The sequence below is a fragment of the Cellulomonas sp. NS3 genome (genome assembly GCF_024757985.1).
In the GTDB taxonomy this organism is placed as follows: Bacteria; Actinomycetota; Actinomycetes; order Actinomycetales; family Cellulomonadaceae; genus Cellulomonas_A.
This window is the reverse complement of record NZ_CP103289.1, coordinates 3,700,159-3,724,831: the sequence shown is the minus strand read 5'-3', so window position 1 is coordinate 3,724,831 and position 24,673 is coordinate 3,700,159. Positions and strand designations below refer to the sequence as shown.

The following is a 24,673-nucleotide window of genomic DNA, read 5'->3' as shown; positions in this document are numbered from 1 at the left end:
CCACCCGGACGACTGTTCAACTGGGCCCGCGCCCGGTCGATGTGCACGTCAGGCATGGATGCTGAGACGAGGAGCACGGACGCATGAGCACGACGACTCGGGACGCGCGGTCGCTGCTGCGCCGCGGCGCCGACCTGCTCGCCCGGCGTGAGAGCGCCGGCCTCGTCCCGGGTGCCGGCGCGCCGGCTCCCGCCGCGCCGGGCGACGGCGGGACGACGGGCTCCGACGGCGGCCCCGGGCGTGCCCACGGCGTGCTCGCGGTCGTGCGCGACCGCTCGGTGCGGACCAAGATCCTCACGTCGATCCTGCTGCTCGCCGCCGTCGCGGCGGTCTCGGGCGGCGCGGCCGTGGTGACGATGCAGGGCATCACCGCCCGCACCGCCGAGCTCGCCCGCCTCCAGGAGACGCTCGTCGCGAGCCGTGCCGAGGTCCAGAAGAGCGTCACGACGGCGCGGCTCATCGTCGCGCAGCTCGCGGCGTTCGAGAAGGAGCAGCTGCAGGACGAGTGGCTGGCGCGCCAGAAGGAGAACGACGCCGCGCTGCAGGCCGCGATCGCCGACCTCGACGCCGTGGGCGGCGGCGGCGAGACGTGGGAGAACTTCAAGATCGCCTACGCGCAGTGGATCAAGGTGCGCGACGTCCAGCTCGTGCCGGCCGCGCTGGAGAACGACACCCCGTACTACTCGAGCCTCGTGCAGAACGTGAGCCAGCCGCTCATCGACCGGCTCGAGGCGACGCTCGAGGCGCTCGACCAGGACACCACCACATACTTCACGTCGGTGGCCGCGGAGGCCGAGCAGCAGTCCCGGCGGGCTGTCGCGGCGCTGGTGCTGACGCTCGGGACGGCGCTCGTCGTGGTCGTCACTCTCGGGTACCAGACCGCGATGTCGATCCGGCGGGCCGCGCGCGAGGTGCAGGCGTCGCTCGAGGCGATGGCGGGCGGCGACTTCACGGTCCCGGCCCCCGTGCGCAGCCGCGACGAGCTCGGGCGCATGGCGGAGGCGCTCGGCGTCGCGCAGGCGGCGGTCCGCGAGACCCTCGTCGGCGTCGTCGAGATCGCGAGCACCGTCGCGGGCGCGGCCCACGAGCTCGCCGCCGCGAACGCGCAGGTCGCCGCGAGCTCCGAGGAGACCTCCGCGCAGGCCGGCGTGGTCGCGGCCGCGGCCGAGGAGGTCAACCGCAACGTGCACGTCGTCGCGGCGGGCGCCGAGGAGATGGGCGCGTCGATCAGCGAGATCGCGCAGAACGCGAACCAGGCGGCCAAGGTCGCGACGGACGCGACGGGCGTCGCCGAGACGACCACGCAGACCGTCGCGCGGCTCGGGGTCTCGTCGTCGGAGATCGGCGACGTCGTCAAGGTGATCACGAGCATCGCCGCGCAGACCAACCTGCTCGCGCTGAACGCGACCATCGAGGCCGCGCGCGCCGGCGAGGCCGGCAAGGGCTTCGCGGTCGTCGCGGGCGAGGTCAAGGAGCTCGCGCGCGAGACGGCCCTGGCGACCGAGGACATCACGAAGCGCGTCGAGGCCATCCAGGTGGACACGCGCCAGGCGGTCGCGGCGATCGAGGAGATCACCCACATCATCGCCTCCATCAACGATTACCAGCTGACGATCGCCTCCTCCGTGGAGGAGCAGACGGCGACGACGACCGAGATGTCGCGCGGGGTCCAGGAGGCCGCCGCGGGCTCCGGGGAGATCGCCGCGAACGTCACGGGCGTCGCGTCGGCCGCCGAGACCAGCTCGCGCGTGCTCGCGCAGATGAGCGACTCGGTCGTCGAGCTCGCGCGGCTCTCCGAGGAGCTGCGCGGCCGCACGGCCGCCTTCACGTACTGACCGACCGGACCGAGGACCCATGACCACGCACGCACACGCACGCACCGCAGCCCGCCGCCGCACGCTCTGGTGCGCCGCGGGCCTGACCACGCTCGCGCTCGCCCTCACCGGCTGCGGCGCGGTGGGCTCGACGGGCGCCGTCGACGTCCCGCTCGTCGGGGTCGCGATGCCCACGACGACGTCGGACCGCTGGATCGGGGACGGCGAGAACGTCCAGGACCAGCTCGAGGCGCTCGGGTACGGCGTCGACCTGCAGTACGCGGAGAACGACGTGCCGACGCAGGTCGAGCAGCTCTCCGCGATGATCGCCGCGGGCGCGGACGCGCTCGTCGTCGGCTCGATCGACGGTGTCGCCCTCAAGGACGTGCTCGCGGACGCGGCCGCCGCGGACATCCCGGTCATCGCCTACGACCGCCTGATCCGCGAGTCGCCCGACGTCGACTACTACGCGACGTTCGACAACCAGCGCGTCGGCGTGCAGCAGGCCACGACCCTGCTGCAGGGCATCGGGGTGCTCGACGCGGGGGGCCAGCCCACGGGTGCGCCCGGGCCGTTCGTCGTCGAGCTCTTCGCGGGCTCGGCCGACGACAACAACGCGACCGTCTTCTACGAGGGCGCGATGTCGGTGCTGCAGCCCTACCTCGACGCCGGCACGCTCGTCGTGCCCTCGGGGCAGACGGACTTCGCGGCGATCGAGACGCCGGCGTGGGACCCGAAGAACGCCACGGCGCGCATGCAGGAGCTGCTGCCCGCGTACACGGGCACGGGCGTGACGCTCGACGGCGTGCTGTCGCCCTACGACGGCCTCAGCCGCGCGATCCTCGAGTCGCTGCGCGGCATCGGCTACGGCACCGACGCGCAGCCCTTCCCGACGGTGACCGGCCAGGACGCCGAGGTCGACTCGGCGCGGTCGATCGTGGCGGGGGAGCAGTACGCGACGGTCTACAAGGACACCCGCCAGCTCGCCGAGGTCGCCGTCGCCATGGTGCACGCGCTGCTCGAGGGTGCCGAGCCCGAGACCAACGACGTCACGTCCTACGACAACGGCGTGAAGGTCGTCCCGTCCTACCTGCTGACCCCGCAGGTCGTGACGCGCGAGAACTACGAGGCCGTCCTGGTGGACGGCGGCTACTACACGGCGCAGGAGCTGAGCTGACGTGGCACGACCGACGACCGACCCGCACGGCCCGACCGCCCCGGCCACCCGCTCCTCGCGGGCGTCGTGGTTCTGGGACCGCTCCGTGGGCACGAAGATCACCGTCGCGATGCTCGCCCTCGTCGGGGTCTTCGGCCTCGTCGGCGGCGCCGGCGGCGTGGCGCTGTGGCGCGCGGGGCAGAACCTGGAGGAGATGTCCGGCCTCACGGGCCAGCTGCAGACCGCGATGGCGGAGCTGCGCACGGCGCAGGCCCGCAGCCACCTGCTCGTCCGGCAGCAGGCCGGTGCCACGGACGACGTGACGCGCCTGCAGCTCACCGAGAGCCAGGCGTGGAACGACCGGGACGTCGAGCGGCAGATCGCGGCCGTCGCGGACTTCCCGCAGTCCGAGACCCAGCAGTGGGCGGACTTCCAGGACCGGTGGGCCGCGTGGCTGACCTACCGCGACGCGACCCTCGTCCCGCTCGCCCAGGCGGGCGACGTCGACGGGCTCGAGCAGGCGATCGGGGCCAGCGTCGCCGCCGACCCGATGTGGGCCGGCCGTGCGCTCGCGCTCGCGCAGGGCCAGATCGACTCGCAGGTCGACGCGATCCTCGCGGAGAGCCGCGCGGAGGTCGACCGGACCATCGTGGTCCTCGCGATCGCCTTTGTCGTCGGGTCGCTCGGCGCCGGCTCGCTCGCGGTCGCCGTCGCGCGCCGCACCAGCCGGGCCATCCAGGCCGTGCACCGCTCGCTCGACGCGATGGCCGAGGGCGACCTCACGGTCACGGCCGACGTGCCGGGCCGCGACGAGACGGGTCGCATGGCCGCGTCGCTGTCGACCGCACAGGCGTCGCTGCGCGAGACGCTCGGCGGCGTCGTCGAGACCGCACGGACCGTCGCCGCGGCGGCGCAGGACCTGGCGTCGTCGAACGCCCAGGTCGCGGTGAGCTCGCAGGAGACGTCGGCGCAGGCCGGGGTGGTCGCGGCCGCCGCGGAGGAGGTCAACCGCAACGTGCACGGCGTCGCCGCCGGGGCCGAGCAGATGGGCGCCTCGATCCGCGAGATCGCGCAGAACGCCAACCAGGCGGCCAGGGTCGCCTCCGACGCGACCGGCGTCGCGGCGCACACCACGCAGACCGTCGCCCGGCTCGGGGTCTCGTCCTCGGAGATCGGCGACGTCGTCAAGACGATCACGAGCATCGCGGAGCAGACCAACCTCCTGGCGCTGAACGCCACCATCGAGGCGGCGCGCGCCGGGGAGGCCGGCAAGGGCTTCGCGGTCGTCGCGGGCGAGGTCAAGGAGCTCGCGCGCGAGACCGCCCGCGCCACCGAGGACATCGCACGCCGCGTCGACGCGATCCAGCTCGACACCACGGGGGCCGTCGCGGCGATCGAGCAGATCACGCACATCATCGGCTCGATCAACGACTTCCAGCTGACGATCGCGTCGTCGGTCGAGGAGCAGACCGCGACGACGACCGAGATGTCGCGCGGGGTCCAGGAGGCCGCCGCGGGCTCGGGCGAGATCGCCGCGAACATCACCGGCGTCGCCTCGGCCGCCGAGACCAGCTCGCACGTGCTCGCGCAGATGAGCGCCTCCGTCGTCGAGCTCGCCCGGCTCTCGGACGAGCTCCGCGAGCGGACGGTTGCCTTCACCTACTGAAATCGCCCGCCCTTCGTCCGGTCCGCACCTCATCAGGCCGGTGCCCGCGCCGATCGGTCGTGCGACGACACCGGGGCACCGCCCCGCCACGACGAGGAGTGCATGCCATGACGACGACCGGTCCCTCCGCCCCCACGGGCGACACCGGCACCGCGGCCACCCGCCGCGGGCTGACGAGCTCGATCCGCGGGAAGCTCCTCGGCGTCATCGGGGTGCTGTCCGTCGTCGCGATCGCCATCGGCGGGCTCGGCATCTACCAGGCCGAGAGCCTCGCGGCCAAGACGGCGGCGCTCGCCGAGGTGCAGAAGTCGGTGGGCGACCCGCTCGCGACGGTCCACGAGGACCAGCTCAAGGCGCGCATGATCGTCGCCCAGCTCGGCGCCCTCACGTCCGACGCGGCCGAGGAGTTCTGGCTCGTCGAGCAGGAGGAGAACGACGCGGAGCTCCAGGAGGCGCTCGACGCCGTGACCCTGGTGATCGGCGACCTCGAGCCGCGGATCCACGAGTTCACGGCGAACTGGGAGGCGTGGAAGGACGCGCGCGACACCCAGCTCGTCCCCGCGGCGCTCGACGACGACGCGGCCGAGTACGAGCGCGTGCTGACCGACGTGACCGAGCCGATCAAGAGCGAGTTCGTCGACCAGCTCGACGCGATCGAGGCCGGCATGACGGAGTACATCGACGGCATCGCCGCCGAGGCGCAGCGCGCCGCCGACACGGCCCGCGCGATCCTCCTCGTCGCGCTCGTCGTCGGCATCGCCGTGGTCGTCGCGCTCGGTCTCCTGCTCGCCCGCTCGATGCGCGGCTCGGTGCTCGAGGTCCAGCGCGCGATCGAGGCCATGGAGCAGGGCGACCTCACGGTCCGCGCCGACGTCACGACGCACGACGAGCTCGGTGCGATGGCCCGCTCGCTCGGCAAGGCGCAGGACGCGATGCGGGCCACGCTCGGCCGCGTCGCGGAGACCTCGCGCGAGCTCGCGTCGTCCGCCGAGCTCATGTCCGCCTCGACGCACGAGCTCGCGTCCGGGTCGGAGGAGACCTCCGCGCAGGCCGGGGTCGTCGCGGCGGCGGCCGAGCAGGTCAGCCGCAACGTGCAGACGGTCGCGGCGGGCGCCGAGCAGATGGGCGCCTCGATCCGCGAGATCGCGCAGAACGCCAACGAGGCCGCGAAGGTCGCCTCGCAGGCCGTCGGGCACGCGCAGGAGGCGGCCACCACGGTCGGGGCCCTGGGCGAGAGCTCGCAGGAGATCGGCAACGTCGTCAAGGTCATCACGAGCATCGCGGAGCAGACGAACCTGCTCGCGCTCAACGCCACGATCGAGGCCGCACGCGCCGGCGAGGCCGGCAAGGGCTTCGCGGTCGTCGCCGGCGAGGTCAAGGACCTCGCGCAGGAGTCCGCGCGCGCCGCCGAGGACATCGCCTCGCGGATCGCCGCGAACCAGAGCCAGACGACGTCCGCCGTCGCGGTGATCAGCCAGATCGGCCGGATCATCGAGAGCATCAACGACTACCAGATGACCATCGCGTCGGCCGTCGAGGAGCAGACCGCGACGACCACCGAGATGTCGCGCAGCGTCGGCGAGGCCGCGACCGGCTCGGGCGACATCGCCGCGAACATCACGGGCGTCGCGTCGTCCGCGGCGTCGGCGAGCGCCGTCGTCAGCCGCACCAACGACCAGGTCGTGGACCTCGCGCGGATGTCCGCCGAGCTGCGCGAGCAGGTCGGGGCCTTCCGCTACTGAGGGTGTTCTCACCCGTCCGGGTACTCACCCGCACGGGCCGTCGGCCGATGAGGACGACGCGTCACCGCACGGTGGCGCGTCGAGGGGGAGAGCACGTGTCACGCATCCGGGTGCTGGTGGTCGACGACTCCGTCGTCGTCCGCCGGCTCGTCACCGACACGCTCGCCGGGGATCCGGCGATCGACGTGGTCGGCACCGCGGCGAACGGTCAGATCGCGCTCACGAAGGTCGAGCAGCTCGCTCCCGACCTCGTCACGATGGACATCGAGATGCCCGTCATGGACGGCATCGGCGCGGTGCGGGCGCTGCGGGCCTCGGGCTCGCGGGTCCCGATCATCATGTTCTCGACGCTCACGGAGCGGGGTGCGTCGGCGACGCTCGACGCGCTCGCCGCGGGAGCCACCGACTACGTGACCAAGCCCGCGAACGTCGGGAGCGTGAGCGAGTCGCTCGCGACCGTGGCGCGCGAGCTCATCCCGCGCATCAAGGCGCTCGTCCCCGGCCGCGGCCACGTCGGCGCGCTCGCGACGCCGGCGACGGGCCCCGGCTCGACGGCCCCGGCCCTGCGCCCGCTCGGCGGCGCGCGGACCGTCACCCTGCGGCCCGCACCGCGCCCCCGCGCGATCCGGGCGGTCGTCGTCGGCTCCTCGACGGGCGGGCCCGAGGCCCTCTCGCGGGTGTTCTCGGCCATGTCCAGCCCGCTGCCCGTCCCGGTGCTCGTCGTGCAGCACATGCCGCCCGTCTTCACGCGGCAGCTCGCCGCGCGGCTCGACCGCGCGACGGGAGGCACGGTCGTCGAGGCGGCCGGCGGCGAGGAGCTGCGGCCCGGTCACGTGTACATCGCGCCCGGCGACCACCACCTCGAGCTCCAGCGCTCCGCGAGCGGGGCGCGCGCCGTGCTCACGCAGGGACCCCCGGTGAACTTCTGCCGGCCCGCGGTCGACGTGCTGTTCCGCTCGGCGGTCGGCGTCTACGGCGGCGACCTGCTCGCGGTCGTCCTCACCGGGATGGGCTCCGACGGGCGCGCGGGCTGCGAGGACGTCGTCGCCGCGGGCGGCACCGTCTACGCGCAGGACGAGCGCTCGAGCGTCGTGTGGGGCATGCCCGGCGCCGTCGCGACCGCGGGCCTCGCGCACCGCGTCCTCCCGCTCGACCAGGTCGCGCACACCCTCGTGGGCGCCCTGCAGAACGCCACCGGCGCCACCGCCGCCCGAGCAGCAGGAGGTGCCGCATGACCCTCACGCCGGAGAGCTTCACCTTCGTCGCCGACGTCGTCCGTCAGCGCAGCGCGATCCAGCTGGACCTCGGCAAGGAGTACCTCGTCGAGAGCCGGCTCCTGCCGATCGTGCGCGAGCGCGGCCTCGCCGACGTCGACGCGTACGTGCGCGGCCTGCGCGCCCGCCCCGACCCGGCCGAGCTCGAGCTCGTCGTCGAGGCGCTCACGACCAACGAGACGTCGTGGTTCCGCGACGCGTCGCCGTTCACCGCGCTGACCCAGCACGTCGTGCCCGAGCTGCTCGCGGCCCGGGGCGCCGGCACGTCGCTGCGCGTCTGGTCCGCCGCGTGCTCGACCGGCCAGGAGGCCTACAGCATCGCGATGGCGCTCGACGAGGCCATGCCGGGCGTCCGCCTGCAGATCACCGCGACCGACATCTCCGAGCAGGTGCTCGCGCGCGGCCGTGCGGGGCGGTACACCCAGCTCGAGGTCAACCGCGGCCTGCCCGCGTCGATGCTCGTCAAGCACTTCACGCGCTCGGGCACCGACTGGGAGATCAGCCAGCGGCTCCGCTCGATGGTGACGTTCCAGCGGCACAACCTGCTGCACGCGCCGCCCGCGGGTCAGTTCGACGTCGTGTTCCTGCGCAACGTCCTCATCTACTTCGACCTCGCGACCAAGCGCGAGGTCCTGCGCCGGGCCCGCTCCGTGGTGCGCCCGGGGGGCTACCTGCTCCTCGGTGCGGCGGAGACCACGCTCGGCATCGACGACGACTGGGAGCGGGTCCCCGTGGGCCGCAGCTCCGTGTACCGGCACAACGCCCGGAGGGCAGCATGAGAGCGCTCGTGATCGACGACTCCCGGACGATGCGCCGCATCGTCGCGGGAGCCCTGGGCCGGCTCGGCTACGAGACGGTCGAGGCGGGGGACGGCCAGGAGGCGCTCGACGTGCTCGAGGCCGGCGGCCGCTACGACCTCGCCTGCATCGACTGGAACATGCCCGTGATGGACGGCCTCACGTTCGTGACGAACGTCCGGGCCAACCCGCACTGGCGCTCCGTGACGCTCATGATGGTCACGACGGAGAGCGAGCACGGGCAGATCGTGCGGGCCCTGGCCGCGGGCGCGCACGAGTACATGATCAAGCCGTTCACCCCGGACGCGCTCCGGGACAAGCTCGAGCTGCTCGGGCTGCTGCCTCTCGAGGAGACCGTATGAGCCCGCTCGCCCCGTTCGACACGGTCCAGATCACCGCGATCGCCGAGGAGGTCTTCGCGGCGATGGTCGACGGCGAGCCCGGGCACCTGGTGCCCTGGGCCGGCGACGTCCCCGTGCTCGCCGACCCGCTGCACGCGTGGGTCGAGATCCACGGCGCGTTCGCGGGCCGGACGCTGCTGTCGACCGACGTGTCGACCGCGGACGACCTGGCGCGCGCCCTGCTCGGGATGCCGTCGGACGAGGCGGTCTCGGAGGACGACCTGGTCGACGCGTTCGGCGAGGTGGTGAACGTGGTCGGTGGCAACCTCAAGGCGCTGCTGCCGGTCCAGGAGAAGCTGACCATGCCGCGGGTCGGGCGCACGGCGCCGGATACGCACGGGGCGACCCGGATCGACGGCGTGGTCCTGGCCTGGCGGGGACGTCCTCTGGACGTGTCCGTCTGGCAGATCTGAGGGTCGTGGGGGCTCTCAGGATGACGACTCGACGAAGTGGGTGGTGAAGGTGCTGCGAGTGCTGGTGGCCGACGACAGCCGCGTGATGCGGCAGATCGTCGTGCGCACGTTGCGCCAGGCAGGGTACGACTGGGACGTCCGGGAGGCGCCCGACGGCGCCGCGGCGCTCGAGATGGTGCGCGCGGACGAGCCCGACCTGGTGCTGTCCGACTGGAACATGCCGGAGATGACCGGCATCGAGCTGCTGCGGGCGCTGCGGCGCGAGGGCTTCGAGACGCCCTTCGCGTTCGTGACGTCCGAGGGCTCGCCCGAGATGCGCCAGACGGCCGACGAGGCGGGGGCGCTGTTCCTCATCGCGAAGCCGTTCACCGCGGACACGTTCCGCGACGCCATCGAGCCGGTGCTCGCGTGAGCGCCGAGACCCCGCTGCCCGCGGCGAAGGACGTCCGCGAGCTGTTCGAGGGGCTGCTCGGTCGCGACGTCCAGGTCGCGACGGGTGGCGGCATGGTGGACCCGAACGAGGAGTTCGGGGCCGCGGTCGGCGTCTACGTCGACAACATGCTCCGGCTCACGGCCCTCGTGATCCTCGACCTGGACCTCGCGGCGCGTGTCGGTGCGGCGATCGGGCTCGTCCCGTCGCGCGGCGCCGAGGAGGCGATCAACGCGGGTGCGCTGCCCGACAACCTGCTCGAGAACGCGTCGGAGGTGCTCAACATCACGGCGTCGCTGTTCAACGCCGAGGGGGCCCCGCACGTCAAGCTCGACGTCGTGTACGCGCCCGGGGATCCCGTCCCCGCGGACGTCGCGCAGTGGGTGCTCGCGTACGTGCGGCGCACCGACCTCGACGTCGACATCGCCGGGTACGGCCCGGGCAGGTTCTCGCTGCTCGTCGTCTGACGGACGCCGGACCCGCCGGCCGTGCGGCGGGCGGGTCCCGGGTCCGGCTCGGCGGGGTGAGGGCATTCACATGCCCGATCTGTCCCGAGTCAGGTCACGATCGGATAACGTGACCCGGATGGAGCAGCCGAGCCACGCCCCCGCGTCCCCTCGGCGGCGTGAGCTGCGTGAGTTCCGGGCGGCGCGATCGCGTCGCCGGCGCGTGCGTGCGCGCGCGATCGTCGTGACCTCCGTCGCGCTGTGCACGGGTGCGCTCTCCGCCTGGGCGACCGTCCCGTCGCTGCGCACCGAGAGCCCGCAGCAGACCCTCGCGGCGCTGCCGGCCGCCGTCTCGCAGCTCGTCGACCGCGGGGACGACGTGTCCCGCGGCGGCGGACGGCGCCCGCAGCCGTCGCCCCTCGCGACCGCGACCGGCACCCCGACCGTGACGCCCGAGCCGTCCGCGACGACCCCGGCGCCCGAGACGTCGCCGACGGCGACGCCGAGCGCGACGCCCACCACGGCCCCGACCGCGCAGCCGGCCCCGCCCGTCGCACCGCCCGAGGACGCTCCGGCGCCCGCCGCCCCCGCGGCGCCCGCCCTGACCGCCGACCAGCAGTTCGCCGCGTCGCTCGTGACGCTGACCAACGAGCAGCGCGCCGCCGCGGGCCTCGGCGCGCTCACGGTGTCGGACTGCGCGACGCAGCAGGCCGTCGCGCGCGCCGAGGTGCTCGTCGCCGAGAACCGCTTCGAGCACGACCCGCTCGAGCCGATCCTCGCGGCGTGCGGCCCCGGCTCGGCGGGGGAGAACCTCGCCCTCGGCTACCGGACGCCCGTCGAGATGATGGCGGGCTGGATGGGCTCGGAGGGTCACCGCGCGAACATCCTGCGCGCGTACTCCTCCGTCGGCATCGGCTGCGTCTCGAGCTCGCGCGGGGTGCTCTGCGCGCAGGTCTTCCTGGGCTGACGGCGCTCGTCCCGCCCGGGACGAGCGCGCGTCCCGCCGGGGCGGGAGGCCTCGTCCGCCCGGGTCGGGCTGATCGGGTGCGTCAGCCGCGGACGACCTGCACCAGCGTCGTGACCGCGGGCGCCAGCTCGTCCCAGGACCGCCGGAACACCTCGGCGCTGTGGCCGTAGGGGTCCACGACGTCGTCCGCGCCCGGGTCGGCCGTGACTTGCCCGCGCTGGGCGGCCGCGAGCGGCACCAGCGCGCGCAGGCGGTCGCCGACCCCGGGGCCGGCCGGGAGCTGGGCACGGTCCACGAGGGCCGCGAGCCGCGCAAGCTCGCGCAGCGTGAACGTGCGGCGCACCGCACCGGGGAACAGCTCGACGACGGCCGAGCGGTGCCGGCGCGTGAGCGCGAGCACGAGGTCGGCCGAGCGCACGATGTCCGGCGTCAGCTGGCGCGCGGCGAACCCCCCGGCGTCGACGCCGGCGCCGTGCAGCAGGTCCACCATGAGCGGGCTCACGGGGGCCCCGACGACCGCGCCCGTGCCGGCGGACGACACCACGGCGCCGTCCGGGCCGGCGGCGGGCCCGTGCAGGGTGCGGCCGACCGGCCACGGCGCACCGAGCCCCGTCGCGAGCAGCCGCTCGACCGCGGGGGAGCGGCAGATGTTGCCCGTGCACACGGCGAGGACGTGGAACGGCCGGGGCGCGTCAGGGGTCGTCACGCGTCCATCATGCCTGCGCGCCGTGTCCCACCCGCCCTGCCCGGTCGTCCCAGGAGCCGCGGGTAGCATCGCGGCGGCCGTGGGGAGCGGCCACGGGGGTCGTCGCGCGAGCGGCCGCGCCCGCGCGTGCGACCGGGAGGGGCGACGTGACGGAACCAGCGGAGGGCGCGCCGTGGGTGACCCCGGACGCGACCGGCCCGAGCCGCCGCGCGCCGGCCCGCCACGGTCGCCGTCCGCGCCGCCGACGCGGGCCCGTCGTCGCGCTCGTGCTCACGGTGCTCGTGCTCGGCGTCGTGGCCGCGGCGGCGTCGCTCGCGTACGACGCGGTCCGCGCCCGGGACGCCCTCGAGCTCGCCCGCGACGACGTCCGCACGCTCCAGGACCGGGTCGTCGCGGGCGACGTCGCGGGTGCCGGCGCGGTCCTGCCGCAGCTCCAGGAGCGGGCCCGCACCGCCTACGAGCGCACGCACGGCCCGCTGTGGGGCGTCGCCGCGGCGCTGCCCCGGGTCGGTGCCGACGTCGAGGCGGTCCGCACGCTCAGCGCCGTCGTCGACGGGCTCGCCGCGGACGCGCTGCCGGCGTTGATGCAGGCCACGACGGTCGTGGACCCCGCCTCGCTGGCCCCGGTCGACGGTCGCCTCGACGTCGCGCCGATCGCCGCCGTCGCGCCGCAGGTCGTCGCCGCCGACGCCGCGGTGCAGGACGCGCGGGCGGCGCTGGACGCCGTCGACACCTCCGAGCTCGTGGGCCTCGTCGCCGACGCGGTGGTGCAGCTCCGCGGGCAGGTCACGGACGTCGCGCTGACGACCGCGACCGCCGCCCGCGCCGTGCAGCTGCTCCCGCCGCTGCTCGGCGCCGACGGGCCCCGCGACTACCTGCTGCTCGTGCAGAACAACGCCGAGCCGCGTGCCACCGGCGGGATCCCCGGGACCGTCGTGCACCTGCGCGCCGAGGGCGGCGCGGTGAGCCTCGTCCAGCAGCGCAGCGGCGGTTCGCTCTCCGGCCTCGCCGAGCCCGTGCTGCCCCTGACGCCCGCCGAGGACGCGCTGTTCGGCCCGCTGCTCGCGACCGACATGCGCGACGTCACCTTCACCCCCGACTTCCCCCGATCGGCCGCACTCGCGCGCGAGATCTGGCTGCGCGAGGTCGGCGGCACCGTGGACGGCGTGCTGTCGATCGACCCGGGCGCCCTCGCGCACGTGCTCCGGGCGACCGGGCCGGTCGAGGTCGGGGCCGGCCTCACGCTCACCGCGGACAACGCCGTCGAGACGCTCCTGAGCACGGTCTACCTCGAGATCGAGGACCCCGAGCGGCAGGACGAGCTCTTCGCGGCGACCGCCGGGGCCGTGTTCGGCGCCGTCGTGGCCGGGCAGGGGGAGGCGCCCGCCGTGATCGACGCGCTCGCGCAGGGGGCGCGCGAGGGCCGCGTGATGTTCTGGTCCGCGCGCCCCGAGGAGCAGGCCCGGCTCGCGGGGACCGTGCTCTCGGGCGAGCTGCGCGGGAGCGCCGGCGGGTCCGGCGTCGTCGGGGTGTACCTCAACGACGGGACCGAGGCGAAGCTGGGCTACTACGTCGACCTCGACGTCAGCGGGACCGCCACGGCCTGCGCGCCCGACGGGTCCCAGACGCTCCAGGTCACCGTGCGGCTCACCTCCGCGGCGCCCGCCGACGCGGCCGACCTGCCCGACTACGTCACGGGCGGCGGTGCGGTGGTCCCGCCCGGGCAGCTACGGACCAACGTGCTGCTCTACGCGCCCGAGGGTGGCCGCATCGAGTCGAGCCGGGTGAATTCGGCCGAGGCCGGCGCGTTCGCCCAGGTGCACGACGGGCTCGGGATGGAAAGCCGGACATTCACCCTCGAACCCGGGCAGACCGTCACCGTGGACCTGGACGTGCGAACAGGTCCCGGGCATTCGGGAAATGCGACATTACGGCACACTCCGACCGCGCGGCAGAACGGCCCGGTAATCATTCCTTCCGCATGCTGAGGTGGGCATGTACCGTGTCGTCAGCACTGTTGTGCGACAGCCTTTTTTGCCTACCCGTGGGGGGGACTCACACATGATTCGCCGTAAGGTCCTGATCGTCGCGGCAGCCGCCGCCCTCGTCCTCGCTCCGTCCGCCGCGTTCGGCTACGGCGCGCAGGACTACACCAACAAGGGCACGGTGTCCGACTCGACGCCGGCCGCCGGCGAGAGCTTCGCCGTCACCGTGCAGGGCCCGGCCAACGCGCCGGTCACCCTCACGGTCACGTCGAACCCGGCGTCGCTGCCCGACTCCGCGATCACCATCGCGGGCACCAAGTCGCTCACGAAGACGACCAACGCCTCGGGCACGGCCGTCTTCACGGTGACGCTCGCGCAGGCGGGCGCGTACACGCTCGTCGCTGCCGACGCCGCCTCGGGTGCCGTCCTCAGCACGCAGTCGCTCACGGTCGCCGGTGCTGCTGCCGGTGCAGCGCGCGGCGCGCTCCCGACGACCGGTTCGGACGCGCTGCCGCTCGGCCTCGGTGCCGGTGCGCTCGTGCTCGCCGGTGCGGGCGCGGTCGTCGTCGCCAAGCGTCGCCGCGGGGTCACCGCCGCCTGAGTGCGGTAGTCCTCCCACGTAGTGCCGAGAAGGGCCCCCGCTGCGGCGGGGGCCCTTCTTCGTCGCCCTGCGGCGGATCCGGCGTGGGGCGCCCGCCGTGCCGTCGCGCTCCGCCGACGCTGACCGGGTCGGCGGAGCCGACGAATGGTCCGACGCGCGCCTCCGGGCCGCCAGGCTGCCGTCCGAGCCGCCGCCTGCTTTCTCGTCGCGACGACCGACCTGCTCCGCCCTGTCGGTCCGCCGCGACGTCTGCGGCAGGGTCGCTGGCAAGGCGACTCGCAGTCTCTGCGTCTGCACACGGGCTGCGGTCCACCGCCGGCCGTGACGGCCCCCGCCACCCGGGACGGACGAAGGGCCCCCGCCGACGGCGAGGGCCCTTCGTCCGTGCTCCGTGGCAGGTCAGCGCGGCGTACGCTGCTCACCCTGCGGCTGTGACTGGCTCAGCGGCTCGCCCGGCCACAGGCCCGCGATGCCCTCGCCGCGCTGCTGCGACTGGCTGATCGGCTGACGGCTCGCGGCGGGCCGCGTCGGCAGTGGCTCCTTTGCGGTCCGACGCAGCGCGCGGCTGCCACGGCGGCCTGCCGGCGCCGTGACGGGCTCGCCCGTCGACGTGTGGGACGCGTAGTCGTAGTAGGTGTAGGCGTCGCCCTGCTTGCGGACCTGCTGGTTCACGACGACGCCGAGTATCCGGGCGCCGACCGTCTCGAGCGCGCCGATCGACTCCGCGAGCTGGTTGCGGTTCAGCTTGTTGGCGCCGACCACCAGCACAGCGCCACCCGTGAGCTTGGACAGGATGGCGGCGTCGGTGACCGGGAGCAAGGGGGCGGTGTCGACGAGCACGATGTCGTAGGTCTTCGTCAGATTGTCGAGCAGGTTGGCCATGGCCTGCGAGCCGAGCAGCTCGGACGGGTTCGGCGGGATCTGGCCCGACGGCAGGACGTGCAGGTACCCGTTGCCCCACGGCTGGATGACGTCCTCGACGGCCGCCTTGCCGATGAGGACCGTGGTCAGGCCGACGCCGCCCTCGAGGCCCATGTAGCGCGCGACGGACGGACGACGCAGGTCGGCATCGATCAGGGCCACGCGGGAGCCGGCGTCCGCGAGGCTGATCGCAGTGTTGATCGTCGTGGTCGACTTGCCCTCGCCGGGCAGCGATGAGGTGACGACGATCGACTGTGGGCGGTCGGCGATGTCGAGGAACTGCAGGTTGGTGCGCAGCCGGCGGAACGCCTCGGCACGGTGGCTGTGCGGGCTGCTCTGCACGATCAGCGGGTGCTGCGGCGCGTCCTCGTCGTAGCCGATGGTGCCGATGACCGAGGTCGAGGTGACCTTGGCGACGTCCGCCTCGCCGCGCACGCGGGTGTCGAGCACCTCGCGGAGGATCGCGATGCCGACGCCGAGCGCGAGGCCGACGAGGAGGCCGAGAGCGAGGTTGAGCTTGGTGTTCGGGGAGGCAGGGGCCGTCGGGGCGGACGCGTCGCGCACCACCGAGATCTTGACGGCCGACGGGCCGCCGGCCGCCGGCGTCTCGATGTCGGAGATCACGTCGGTGAACTCGTCTGCGATCGCGTCCGCAAGCGCCGCGGCGATCGCCGGGTTCTCGTCCGTCGCCGAGATGTTGATGAGCGAGGTGTTCAAGGGGGAGTCGGCGGTCACGCGCTTGGCGAGCTCCTCGGCCCGCGCGTCGATGCCCATGTCGTCGATGACCGGGCCGAGCACGAGCGGGCTGGTCGCGAGCAGCGTGTACGAGGTGACCTGTTGCCGAGTGAAGCTTGAGCCTTGAAGCAGCTCGCTCGTCGAGGAGCCACCGCCCTGCACGGACACGAACACCTGCGTCGTGGCCCGGTACATCGGCGTCGCGAGCAGCGAGGCCGCGACCGCACCAGCGACCGCCAGCGCAGCGAGAATGACGATCGACACCCATCGCTTGCGCAGAATGGTCAGGTAGTCCTGCAGCTCCACCGATTTGCTCCTGCTCCCCCGCGGCGCGGCCCTGCGCCGCAACCCGCAAATTCTCGCACGCACCACGCCGTCTAGGGCATCCGGGGCCGCGCGCGCGAGCCCAGCGCAAACTTTCACCCGTTCGCCGTCCGAATTGCACGGAAATGTTCCGTCCGCTCCTGGTTACCCTGGACGAACGCCAGCGCGCACGTATTCACGATGCGACGAAGACGGTCGGGGGGCTTGTCGATGACGGTACGCACGCCGAGGGTTGGAGAATTCCAGCTCCCAGCGCAGCGAGGCGCGCCCGAGGTAGAGCGTCGCAGCCTCGGCGCCCAACTGGCTTCCCCCGGCTGGTCCGGGGCCTACGCCCGGCGCCTGCTCCTCACTGACGCTCTCGCCGTGCTGACCGCTGTCGCGGTCGCCTACGTCGTGCGCTTCTCGGCGACCGGTGTCACGACAGTGTCAGGGGAGTTCTCGCCCAGCTATCTGACGGTCTCGCTCGTGCTCCTCGCTGCCTGGCTCGGGGTGCTCGTCACGGGCCGCACGCGGGACCGGCGTGTGGTCGGGACGGGGCCCGACGAGTACTCGCGCGTGTTCGGTGTGACGTGGCGCCTCTTTGCCGCAGTCGCCGTCATCGCGTACCTGCTCCGGATGGAAATCGGGCGCGGCTACCTGGCGATCGCCGCGCCGCTCGGCCTCGCGTTGCTGCTGTCGAGCCGCTTCGCCTGGCGCCAGTGGTTGCACCGGCGGCGAGACGCAGGGGAGTACCAGGCCGGCGTCCTCATCATCGGGCACCGCCCGACGGTCGCCCACCTCATCGAGACGCTGCACCGCAACCCCCGCGCCGGCTACGGCGTCGTCGGCGTGTGCGTCGCGAGCGGCGAGGTCGGCTACAGCGAGACGGTGCTAGGCGTCCCGGTGCTCGGCTCGATGGAGCAGGCCGCCGAGATCGCCGAGCGGGTCGGCGCCGACGCTGTCGCCGTCTCCGGCGCGGACGCGATCACGTCCGAGACCGTGCGCCAGCTCGGGTGGGACCTCGAGGGCAAGGGGATCGACCTCGCGTTGACCCTCTCGCTCACCGACGTGGCGGGGCCGCGCGTCCTCATGCAGCCCGTCAGCGGGCTGCCCCTCATGTACGTCGACGAGCCGAGGTTCAGCGGGCCCAAGTACGCCGTGAAGACGGCGTTCGACTGGCTCGGCGCGCTCCTCCTGACCGTGGTGCTCTCGCCCGTCCTCGCGGTGCTGGCCCTGCTGGTCAGGACGAGCGGCAGCGGTCCGGTGTTCTTCACGCAGGAGCGCGTCGGCCGCGACGGCCGTACGTTCCGGATGATCAAGTTCCGCTCGATGGAGACGGGTGCGCAGGAGCGCCTCGCCGAGGTGCTGGCGCTCGAGGGCGTCGAGTCCGTCGGGATGTTCTACAAGCCCAAGAACGACCCGCGGGTCACGCCGGTCGGGCGCGTCCTGCGCAAGTATTCGCTCGACGAGCTGCCACAGCTGATCAACGTGCTGCGCGGCGAGATGAGCCTCGTCGGCCCCCGACCCCAGATCGACTCAGAGGTCGCGCTGTACGACCGGCGCGCCACCCGGCGCCTGCTCGTGAAGCCGGGGCTGACCGGGCTCTGGCAGGTCTCCGGTCGCTCGGACCTCTCGGTCGAGGACGGCATCCGGATGGACGTGTACTACGTCGAGAACTGGAGCCTGTTCGGGGACCTCCTCATCCTGGCGCGGACGGTGCGAGAGATCATCACGCCCGGAGGGGCATATTGAGCGCGTCTCACGCGCTGGAGGGTGCGCCTGTCGGGGCTGACGTCTCGGGCCTCGGTGTCTGCATCGTCGGGATGCACTACGCGCCCGAGACGACCGGCAACGCGCCGTACACCACGGCGATGGCCAACGCGCTCCACGCCGCCGGAGCGGACGTCCACGTCATCACGGGCGTGCCCCACTACCCGCAGTGGGCGGTGCTGGACGACCGTTACCGGAGGGGGCTCTCGTGGCAGGAGGAGCTCGACGGCGTCCGCGTGCACCGATACCGCCACGCCGTCCCCTCGACGCCGGATCTCCTTGGTCGTTCGCGGATGGAGCTCAGCTTCGGTGCGCTCGCCGCGGCCGCCGTCGCGCGCGACCGGTCGGACGTGATCATCGCCGTGACACCTATGCTCTCCGGCCTGACCGCCGCGGTGATCGGGCGGCACGGCCGGCCGGTTGGCGTGCTCGTGCAGGACCTGACCGGCAACGGCGCCACGCAGTCCGGTGCAGCGGGCAGGACCGTGGCTCGGGCGGTCGGGTCGGCGGAGTACGCGCTGCTCCGGCAGGCGGACCGGGTCGGTGTCATCGCCCCGCGGTTCGCCGAGATCCTCGTCGGCGAGGGGATCCGGCGCGAACGCATCGCCGATCTGCCCAACTTCACGCACATCGAGCCGCAGCGCATCTCCCGTGGCGCTGCGAGGGAGGCGTTGGGGTGGCCGCGCTCGCGCGCCCTCGCTCTCCACACAGGCAACATCGGCATGAAGCAAGGGCTCGAGACGGTGGTGGAGGCGGCGCGCCTCTCGTCGCAGAGCGCGGATCCTGTGGACTTCATGATCGTGGGTGACGGCAACCAGCGCGCGCGCCTGGAAGACCTCGGATCGGGGATCGACGCGTTGCACTTCGTGGACCCCCTCGACGCGGCGAACTACCCGTACGCGCTCGCGGCGGCCGACGTGCTGGTCCTCAACGAGCGACCCGGGATGGTGGAGATGTCGCTCCCGAGCAAGTTGACCTCCTACGTCGCCTCGCAGCGGCCGATCGTCGCCGCCGTGGAGCCGACCAGCATCACTGCCGAGGTGCTGCGGCACTCCGGAGCCGCGCACATCGTCGCCGCCGGAGATCCCGCGGGGCTCCTGCGCGCCACACGCGAGGTCATCGGTGATCCTCAGCTGCGTGCGCGACTCGTGAACGCCGGGATGCAGCTGCTCGAATCGACCTACAGCGCCGCGCGTGCGTACGAGCGATACCGCGCATTCGCCGCGAGCCTCGGTGAGCTCACGGCCAGCAGGCGGAGCGGCGACCGGTGCTGAGCGAACCCGCGCGCCGCCAGGTCACCGTCATCGCGCACGACTCGACCGACGCTCGCGTGCTCCGGCGGCTGCGTGGGCTGCAGGCTGCAGGTGTCGACGTGCTGTGCTTGAGCTTCCGCCGAAGCCGCGGTGGGCGAGCGCACACGCTGCCGGTGCGCAACCTCGACCTCGGTGTCACGCACGACGCCCGGTACGGTCATCGGCTCTGGGCCATGGCAAGGGGCATGGTGACGATCTGGCACGCCCGGAGGCTCATCGCCACTACGCAGCGGTTCTACGCGGTCAATGCCGACAGCGCGATCCTGGCGCTCGCCGCGCGACGCCTCTCCGGGTCTAGAGCGCCTCTGGCGGTCGAGATCGCCGACGTGCAGCGCCCGATGCTGGGTCGGTCCGCGAGGGCCGTCGTGCTGCGCGCGCTCGAGCGCGTCGTGCTGAGGCGCTCCGACCTCCTCGTGACCAGCTCGCCAGGCTTCGTGCGCCACTACTTCGGTCCCGTCCAGGGACGCGACAGCGACGTGTTCCTCCTCGAGAACAAGGTCCACCCCGACCCGGGGTTCCCCTCACCGGCGGACGACCCCGCGGGGACGGGACCCTGGGTGGTCGGGTGGTACGGGGCTTTCGCATGTGAGCGGTCGTGGCGGATCGTCCGGGATCTCGCCGTGCAGCTCGACGGGGTCGCAGAGTTTCACCTGCACGGCTTCCCGACGTTCACGGACGGCGACACCTTCCGCCGCGAGATCGAAGCAGCGCGGGGGGTCAGCTACATAGGGGCATACACGAGCCCGGAGGACCTGCCGTCGGTCTACGGACAGTCCGACTTCGCGTGGGCCATCGACTTCCGTGACCCCGAGCACAACTCCCGGTGGTGCCTCCCGAACCGCCTGTACGAGAGCGCCGCCGCCGGAGTTCCCGTCCTCGCGGTCCGCTCGACGGAGACCGGTGCCTGGGTAGAAGCGCACGGCAGCGGGCGGACCTTCGGCGAGCGGCTCGAGGCGGAGCTTCTCGAGTTCTTGCGCACGGTGACGATCGACGACTGGCGCGCCATGAGACGAGCGGTCGCGGCGGTGCCGCGGGAGTCGGTGTACGGCGCCGGCGACTACGAAGCACTCCTCGCACGGCTGGTCCCGTGACGGCTGATCCTGGTACGCACGCCCGTCAGCACGCCGCTTCCGTGCCCGGTGCCGGGCGCTGGGGCGTCGACTGCGGCGCGGGCTCGGAGATGACGGCGCGAGGCGCCAGCGCCGTCGCGAACGGGGGGACGTCGCGCGTGACGAGCGCCCCGGCCCCCACCACGGCGCCACGCCCGACCCGTGTCCCGCGCAGCACGGTCGAGCGCGCCGCGAGCCAGGCGCCGTCGTCGATCCAGATCGGAGCGTTGTCGAACTCGAACGTCGGCGACCTCCGGTCGTGGCTCCCGGTGCAGAGCAGCACCGACTGCGAGACGCAGACGTCCGAGCCGATCGTCACGGGCTCCAAGTTGAGGATCCACGACCCTTCGCCGATCCAGGTGTCGTTGCCTATCGACAGCTTCCACGGCCAGTGGACCCGAACCCGGTGCCGCACGAGTACCCCGGTGCCGACCTCGGCACCGAACGCCCGCAGGATCACCACGCGCACCCGTGCCGGGCACCACCAACGGGTGAAGACGGTCCCGGACACCAGCATCCAAGCCGCCTGCACGAGCCTGCCCCGGCCCTTCTCGTACCCGCGCCCCGTGAAGTCAGCGAGTCTCCTCGAGACCGTCAAGTCGCTCATCGGATCAGCGCTCCTGCCCGGGCCGGGCGCCCGCCGGAGGCCGAGCGCGTGTCCTCTCGAAATACCGGGGCGCGAATCCGGCGCTCCGGGCGTCACGATCCTAATAGCGCGCCGCGAGGGCGTCCCCCGCGTCCGGCGGCCCGAAATATCCGCCTGCATCGACCGCGAGCGCGCGCCGCGGGCGGATTGTCCGAATATCGCGGAACCTCGATGACGCTAGAATCCATGAAGACATCGCACCTCCTGCACACGAGCGGCGTGGAGCGGTGCGCCGAAGACGGTCGACCTCGTCGCGGTGCGGCCGGCCCTGCGTGCAGGATCCGACAAGAGACCGCGAGCGCCGACTGATGCCATCTCACGAGCCACGCACCGTGCTCGTCGTCGAGCCGAACCACCGTGGGCACCGGCTCATGTACGTGCGCCTGCTCGCGGACGCCGCAGCGGGCCTCGGGGCACGAGTCGTCGTCGTCATCGCAGAGTCGGCGCTCGGCTCACCGGAGGCGCAGGCGCACTTGTCCGACCTCCCGGCGGCGACGGCAGTGCGTGCCGAGCACGAGCTCGCCGTGCGGGACGTCGAACGGATCAGCCGCGAGGTGCACGCCGACCGCGTCGTCGTCCCCGATGGTGACCGCTTCGCACTGCGCGTCGGACTCGTCGGCTCCTGGCGCGGATCCGGCGGACTCGCCGTCTTGGTCATGCGTGCGCGTCGCCAGCCGGCGCGGCTGTCCGCCCTGACGTGGGCCGTCAAACGCCGACTCCTGCACCGCGCCGCCCAGGTTCCGCGGGTCGACGTCGTCGCGCTCGTGAGCGCGCTCGACACGGGCCCGCACGCCGCGCCCTGCGCGCCGGACCCGGTCGCTCTGTGCGCCGGCGCCGCGGACGTCGAGGCCCTGCGGGCGGCGTGGGACCTGTCACCGGACCGCTACTGGTTCGGGGTCCTGGGCGTGGTGAGCGGCCGCAAGAACCTCGACCTGGTGCTCGCGGCGCTCGCGAGGTCGGCGCTCCAGGGCGTCGGCGTCGTCGTCGGGGGCCGGCTCGATGCTGCGGTGGTCGAGGGCACCCGCGAGGTGGTCGACGAGCTCAGGTCACGCGGCGTCGACGTCCGGGTGGAGAACCGGCACCTGTCCAACACCGAGTTCGACGCGGCAATAGCGGCGGTCGACTGCGTGATCGTCGCGCACGACAACGAGGGTCCCAGCGGCGTTCTCGCCAAGGCGGTGCGCGCGGGCACCCGCGTCCTCGCCGCTGGTGCCCACTCACTGCGCGAGGACGCGGCCCTGCGACCGGACGTCGTGTCATGGTCCGAGTCCACGCTCGTGGCGCTCGTCGATCACCTGCGCCAGGTCCGCGGCATGCCCGCGCCCGCTCCCGCCCTCGACCTCGGTTCCGAGGATTTCTGCCGGGCGCTGCTGCGATGAGCGCCCGGGCGTCGGGGCGCGCTCTGCGCGAGCGGAGCCTGGCGAGCCAGGCGGTCACCATGGCGGGTGCGTCGGCTGTGGCCCAGGTGGTGAACGCCTTGATCTTCGTGGCTGTCGCTCGCGCGTCGTCGCCAGCGGATTTCGGTGTGGTCGTCGCCGTGCTCGGCGTCGCCACGGCGGCGGCAGGCGCGATCGACTTCGGGTCCAACACGCTGTGGATCCGTGAGCTGGCCGCACAGCGCATGCCCGTCGAGGCGTACGAGAAGCGGCTGGCGGCCAAGCTGGCCGCCGGTCTGGCGGCTGCGGTGCTCGTGACCGCATGCCTCCTCGCGTCCGGTGCCGACCGACGTTGGCTCATGGGGGCGCCGGTCGCGCTGGCGCTCGTGTTCGAGCAGGCGTGCCTGGTTCGGCTGGCGGCCGCCGCGCAGGGCCAGCGCGTCGCTCTCGCCCTGGTGGTGGACAAGCTTGTCGCGGGCTCGGTCCTTGCCGCGGTGCTCGTGGGAGGCCACCGGCCCGCCGACTGGCTGTGGCTGTGCCTGGCGCTCGGCACGGCCGCGGGCGGTTCCGTCGCGCTCGTCCTCACGCGTCACGGGGGGACTCGCCCGAGGCTGCGGCTGGCTCGGGTCAACCCGTGGCGCGGTGCCCGGTCCTACGGCCTCTACGGGCTGGCCGTGAGCGCGCAGAGCCTCGACGTCGCAGTGATGGGCGGGATCGGCGGCTCCAGTGCCGCGGGGCTCTACGGAGCCGTCAACCGGTGGACGCAACCGATGGGACTGCTCGCGGCCTCGTTCGCGAGCGCCTCGATCCCGTTCGTCGCACGAGCGCGATCGGGACAGGAGGCGCTCGAGGCGGTTCGCAGGGCGGCTTGGCTGCCGCTCTCCGCGGTCCTCGGCTGCATCGTGGTCGCGGCGGCCGCCCCCGGCCTCGTCGATGTGGTGCTCGGAGACTCGTACGAGGGAGCCGCCGTCGTCCTGCAGCTGCTCGCCGGCGCCGCGCTGGTCTCAGTCCTCAACCAGCCGCTCGCGGCCTTCCTGCAGGCCCGGGGTCAGGAGGTCGGCGTCGCGCGTGGGATGGTCGTCGTGGTGGCGGTCCAGCTGGGTCTGCTCGCCGTGCTGGTCCCGCGCCTCGGTGTGGTCGGAGCAGGGGTGGCGTCGGTAACGGCACAGGTGGGGCTGCTCGTCGTGCTCCTGAGCTCCTTCGCCCGCCTGCACCGCGAGGGGGCGCCCGTGTCACTGGGCGCCGACGCCCTGGCGGACGACGCGGCGGCCCCGGCGGTCACCACCTCGAGGGTGGCCCGGTGAGCCACGCCGCCCCGAACCGTGCCACGGCCCCTGGCATCGTCCTGCTGACCGCCACGGTGACCCCGAACGGTGACTTCGGTATCGCGGGCGCGTCCCCCGACCGACGCCGAGAGCAGTACCGCCGGGCGGTCGCGCATTGGGCGTCGTCGTTGCACGGATCGCCGTTCGGCCTCGCGGTCGTGGAGACGAGCGGCGAGCCGGCCGAGTCGCTGACGCGACTCGTCGCCGTGCGCTCCTCAGCCCCGGTCGAGGTGCACCCCTTCGCGCCGACCGCCGGTCTCGTGGCCCGGGGCAAGGGGGCGATCGAGGCGGCCGCGATCGAGCACGTGCTCAAGTCCCGGGAGGAGCCGGTCGACGGAGCCACGACGCTGTTCAAGGCCACCGGGCGGCTTCGGCTCCTCAATGCGGCGGTCTGCCTCGAGCCGCTCGCGCCGGCGACGGTGCGGGTCCGGATGACGCTCGACCGGACCTACGCGGACACCCGCCTCCTGGGCGCTCGCGCCAGCGTGTGGCGCACGTGCCTCACGGGCATGGCGGAGGAGGTGGACGACGACGCGGGCGTGTTCCTCGAACATGTCGTGGCATCGCGGATCGCGGGGCGAGCGGCGCTCGGCGCGATCGCCGTCTCGCGGTTTCCCACGCGGCCGGTCCTCGCGGGGGAGTCCGGCACGTCCGGTGCACGATATTCGCCGCTCAGGCAACTCGCTTCGGCGCGCCTTCTGCACCCGCTGGAGAGCGCCCTCGTGAGGCTCGCTCAGCGCAAGCAGGTGTGAGGGTGTCGGCATTGCAGCAGAGCGT

General features: G+C 73.3%; 22 protein-coding genes. 19 read left to right on the top strand and 3 right to left on the bottom strand.

Annotated elements, in window-relative coordinates; all coding sequences use genetic code 11:
- The first annotated feature begins 83 nt into the window (after window positions 1-83).
- From NXY84_RS16850 to NXY84_RS16800, 11 genes are all read left to right on the top strand, one after another.
- Window positions 84-1,835 carry a methyl-accepting chemotaxis protein gene (locus tag NXY84_RS16850; RefSeq protein WP_258724191.1) on the top strand — a complete coding sequence of 584 codons (1,752 nt, stop codon included), beginning with the start codon at window positions 84-86 and terminating at the stop codon, window positions 1,833-1,835.
- Between the two features lie 19 nt (window positions 1,836-1,854).
- Window positions 1,855-2,991 carry a multiple monosaccharide ABC transporter substrate-binding protein gene (gene chvE / locus NXY84_RS16845; RefSeq protein ID WP_309485011.1) on the top strand — a complete coding sequence of 379 codons (1,137 nt, stop codon included), beginning with the start codon at window positions 1,855-1,857 and terminating at the stop codon, window positions 2,989-2,991.
- A gap of 109 nt (window positions 2,992-3,100) precedes the next feature.
- Window positions 3,101-4,636 (top strand): methyl-accepting chemotaxis protein, encoded by a 1,536-nt coding sequence (locus NXY84_RS16840; RefSeq protein ID WP_258727253.1) that lies wholly within the window; start codon window positions 3,101-3,103, stop codon window positions 4,634-4,636.
- Window positions 4,637-4,743: 107 nt separating this feature from the next.
- Window positions 4,744-6,378 (top strand): methyl-accepting chemotaxis protein, encoded by a 1,635-nt coding sequence (locus NXY84_RS16835; protein ID WP_258724190.1) that lies wholly within the window; start codon window positions 4,744-4,746, stop codon window positions 6,376-6,378.
- A 95-nt stretch (window positions 6,379-6,473) separates the two neighbouring features.
- Window positions 6,474-7,613, top strand: coding sequence for a protein-glutamate methylesterase/protein-glutamine glutaminase (locus tag NXY84_RS16830; RefSeq protein ID WP_258724189.1), 1,140 nt, complete (start codon window positions 6,474-6,476; stop codon window positions 7,611-7,613).
- Window positions 7,610-8,431, top strand: coding sequence for a CheR family methyltransferase (locus NXY84_RS16825; RefSeq protein ID WP_258724188.1), 822 nt, complete (start codon window positions 7,610-7,612; stop codon window positions 8,429-8,431). Before NXY84_RS16830 ends, NXY84_RS16825 begins: the two co-directional genes overlap by 4 nt.
- A complete protein-coding gene (locus NXY84_RS16820; protein ID WP_034634097.1) occupies window positions 8,428-8,811 on the top strand; it encodes a response regulator in 384 nt (127 codons plus the stop codon). The genes NXY84_RS16825 and NXY84_RS16820 overlap by 4 nt, the downstream gene beginning before the upstream one ends.
- Window positions 8,808-9,263 (top strand): chemotaxis protein CheX, encoded by a 456-nt coding sequence (locus NXY84_RS16815; protein WP_258724187.1) that lies wholly within the window; start codon window positions 8,808-8,810, stop codon window positions 9,261-9,263. Before NXY84_RS16820 ends, NXY84_RS16815 begins: the two co-directional genes overlap by 4 nt.
- Before the next feature lie 52 nt (window positions 9,264-9,315).
- Window positions 9,316-9,675 carry a response regulator gene (locus NXY84_RS16810; RefSeq protein ID WP_258727252.1) on the top strand — a complete coding sequence of 120 codons (360 nt, stop codon included), beginning with the start codon at window positions 9,316-9,318 and terminating at the stop codon, window positions 9,673-9,675.
- Window positions 9,672-10,160 (top strand): hypothetical protein, encoded by a 489-nt coding sequence (locus NXY84_RS16805; protein ID WP_258724186.1) that lies wholly within the window; start codon window positions 9,672-9,674, stop codon window positions 10,158-10,160. Before NXY84_RS16810 ends, NXY84_RS16805 begins: the two co-directional genes overlap by 4 nt.
- A 118-nt stretch (window positions 10,161-10,278) precedes the next feature.
- The gene (locus NXY84_RS16800; RefSeq protein WP_258724185.1) at window positions 10,279-11,106 is read left to right on the top strand and encodes a CAP domain-containing protein; all 828 of its coding nucleotides are present in this window, start codon (window positions 10,279-10,281) and stop codon (window positions 11,104-11,106) included.
- Window positions 11,107-11,188: 82 nt separating this feature from the next.
- On the opposite strand, the gene NXY84_RS16795 is transcribed toward NXY84_RS16800, so the two are convergent.
- The gene (locus NXY84_RS16795; RefSeq protein ID WP_258724184.1) at window positions 11,189-11,812 is read right to left on the bottom strand and encodes a low molecular weight phosphatase family protein; all 624 of its coding nucleotides are present in this window, start codon (window positions 11,810-11,812) and stop codon (window positions 11,189-11,191) included.
- A gap of 146 nt (window positions 11,813-11,958) precedes the next feature.
- On the opposite strand from NXY84_RS16795, the gene NXY84_RS16790 reads away from it, so the two are divergent.
- Window positions 11,959-13,800 carry a DUF4012 domain-containing protein gene (locus NXY84_RS16790; RefSeq protein WP_258724183.1) on the top strand — a complete coding sequence of 614 codons (1,842 nt, stop codon included), beginning with the start codon at window positions 11,959-11,961 and terminating at the stop codon, window positions 13,798-13,800.
- A gap of 73 nt (window positions 13,801-13,873) precedes the next feature.
- Window positions 13,874-14,398 (top strand): LPXTG cell wall anchor domain-containing protein, encoded by a 525-nt coding sequence (locus tag NXY84_RS16785; RefSeq protein ID WP_258724182.1) that lies wholly within the window; start codon window positions 13,874-13,876, stop codon window positions 14,396-14,398.
- Between the two features lie 399 nt (window positions 14,399-14,797).
- On the opposite strand, the gene NXY84_RS16780 is transcribed toward NXY84_RS16785, so the two are convergent.
- Window positions 14,798-16,360 (bottom strand): polysaccharide biosynthesis tyrosine autokinase, encoded by a 1,563-nt coding sequence (locus tag NXY84_RS16780; RefSeq protein ID WP_258724181.1) that lies wholly within the window; start codon window positions 16,358-16,360, stop codon window positions 14,798-14,800.
- Between the two features lie 198 nt (window positions 16,361-16,558).
- Here NXY84_RS16780 and NXY84_RS16775 point away from each other — a divergent pair, with 198 nt between their 5' ends.
- Genes NXY84_RS16775 through NXY84_RS16765 form a run of 3 tightly spaced genes read left to right on the top strand, consistent with a single transcriptional unit; the run spans window position 16,559 to window position 20,531 of the window.
- Complete coding sequence (locus NXY84_RS16775; RefSeq protein WP_309485009.1) at window positions 16,559-18,109, top strand: sugar transferase; 1,551 nt, start codon at window positions 16,559-16,561, stop codon at window positions 18,107-18,109.
- Window positions 18,106-19,401: a glycosyltransferase family 4 protein gene (locus NXY84_RS16770; RefSeq protein WP_258724179.1), complete on the top strand. Its 1,296-nt coding sequence runs from the start codon at window positions 18,106-18,108 to the stop codon at window positions 19,399-19,401. The genes NXY84_RS16775 and NXY84_RS16770 overlap by 4 nt, the downstream gene beginning before the upstream one ends.
- Window positions 19,395-20,531, top strand: coding sequence for a glycosyltransferase (locus NXY84_RS16765; RefSeq protein ID WP_258724178.1), 1,137 nt, complete (start codon window positions 19,395-19,397; stop codon window positions 20,529-20,531). The genes NXY84_RS16770 and NXY84_RS16765 overlap by 7 nt, the downstream gene beginning before the upstream one ends.
- A gap of 25 nt (window positions 20,532-20,556) precedes the next feature.
- Here NXY84_RS16765 and NXY84_RS16760 read toward each other — a convergent pair whose 3' ends face one another.
- Window positions 20,557-21,156 (bottom strand): DapH/DapD/GlmU-related protein, encoded by a 600-nt coding sequence (locus NXY84_RS16760; protein WP_258724177.1) that lies wholly within the window; start codon window positions 21,154-21,156, stop codon window positions 20,557-20,559.
- Window positions 21,157-21,467: 311 nt separating this feature from the next.
- Between NXY84_RS16760 and NXY84_RS16755 the strand changes: the two genes are divergently transcribed.
- Genes NXY84_RS16755 through NXY84_RS16745 form a run of 3 tightly spaced genes read left to right on the top strand, consistent with a single transcriptional unit; the run spans window position 21,468 to window position 24,648 of the window.
- Window positions 21,468-22,574 (top strand): hypothetical protein, encoded by a 1,107-nt coding sequence (locus NXY84_RS16755; RefSeq protein ID WP_258724176.1) that lies wholly within the window; start codon window positions 21,468-21,470, stop codon window positions 22,572-22,574.
- Window positions 22,571-23,875, top strand: coding sequence for a lipopolysaccharide biosynthesis protein (locus NXY84_RS16750; protein WP_258724175.1), 1,305 nt, complete (start codon window positions 22,571-22,573; stop codon window positions 23,873-23,875). Before NXY84_RS16755 ends, NXY84_RS16750 begins: the two co-directional genes overlap by 4 nt.
- A complete protein-coding gene (locus NXY84_RS16745; protein ID WP_258724174.1) occupies window positions 23,872-24,648 on the top strand; it encodes a hypothetical protein in 777 nt (258 codons plus the stop codon). The genes NXY84_RS16750 and NXY84_RS16745 overlap by 4 nt, the downstream gene beginning before the upstream one ends.
- Window positions 24,649-24,673: the final 25 nt, after the last annotated feature.

Excerpts from the sequence above, each read along its gene's own strand:
- NXY84_RS16815 (WP_258724187.1), top strand. The coding sequence starts at position 8,808 with ATGAGCCCGCTCGCCCCGTTCGACACGGTCCAGATCACCGCGATCGCC.
- NXY84_RS16785 (WP_258724182.1), top strand. The coding sequence starts at position 13,874 with ATGATTCGCCGTAAGGTCCTGATCGTCGCGGCAGCCGCCGCCCTCGTC.
- NXY84_RS16750 (WP_258724175.1), top strand. The coding sequence starts at position 22,571 with ATGAGCGCCCGGGCGTCGGGGCGCGCTCTGCGCGAGCGGAGCCTGGCG.
- chvE (WP_309485011.1), top strand. The coding sequence starts at position 1,855 with ATGACCACGCACGCACACGCACGCACCGCAGCCCGCCGCCGCACGCTC.
- NXY84_RS16840 (WP_258727253.1), top strand. The coding sequence starts at position 3,101 with ATGCTCGCCCTCGTCGGGGTCTTCGGCCTCGTCGGCGGCGCCGGCGGC.
- NXY84_RS16820 (WP_034634097.1), top strand. The coding sequence starts at position 8,428 with ATGAGAGCGCTCGTGATCGACGACTCCCGGACGATGCGCCGCATCGTC.
- NXY84_RS16825 (WP_258724188.1), top strand. The coding sequence starts at position 7,610 with ATGACCCTCACGCCGGAGAGCTTCACCTTCGTCGCCGACGTCGTCCGT.
- NXY84_RS16835 (WP_258724190.1), top strand. The coding sequence starts at position 4,744 with ATGACGACGACCGGTCCCTCCGCCCCCACGGGCGACACCGGCACCGCG.
- NXY84_RS16760 (WP_258724177.1), bottom strand. The coding sequence starts at position 21,156 with ATGAGCGACTTGACGGTCTCGAGGAGACTCGCTGACTTCACGGGGCGC.
- NXY84_RS16800 (WP_258724185.1), top strand. The coding sequence starts at position 10,279 with ATGGAGCAGCCGAGCCACGCCCCCGCGTCCCCTCGGCGGCGTGAGCTG.
- NXY84_RS16850 (WP_258724191.1), top strand. The coding sequence starts at position 84 with ATGAGCACGACGACTCGGGACGCGCGGTCGCTGCTGCGCCGCGGCGCC.
- NXY84_RS16775 (WP_309485009.1), top strand. The coding sequence starts at position 16,559 with ATGCGACGAAGACGGTCGGGGGGCTTGTCGATGACGGTACGCACGCCG.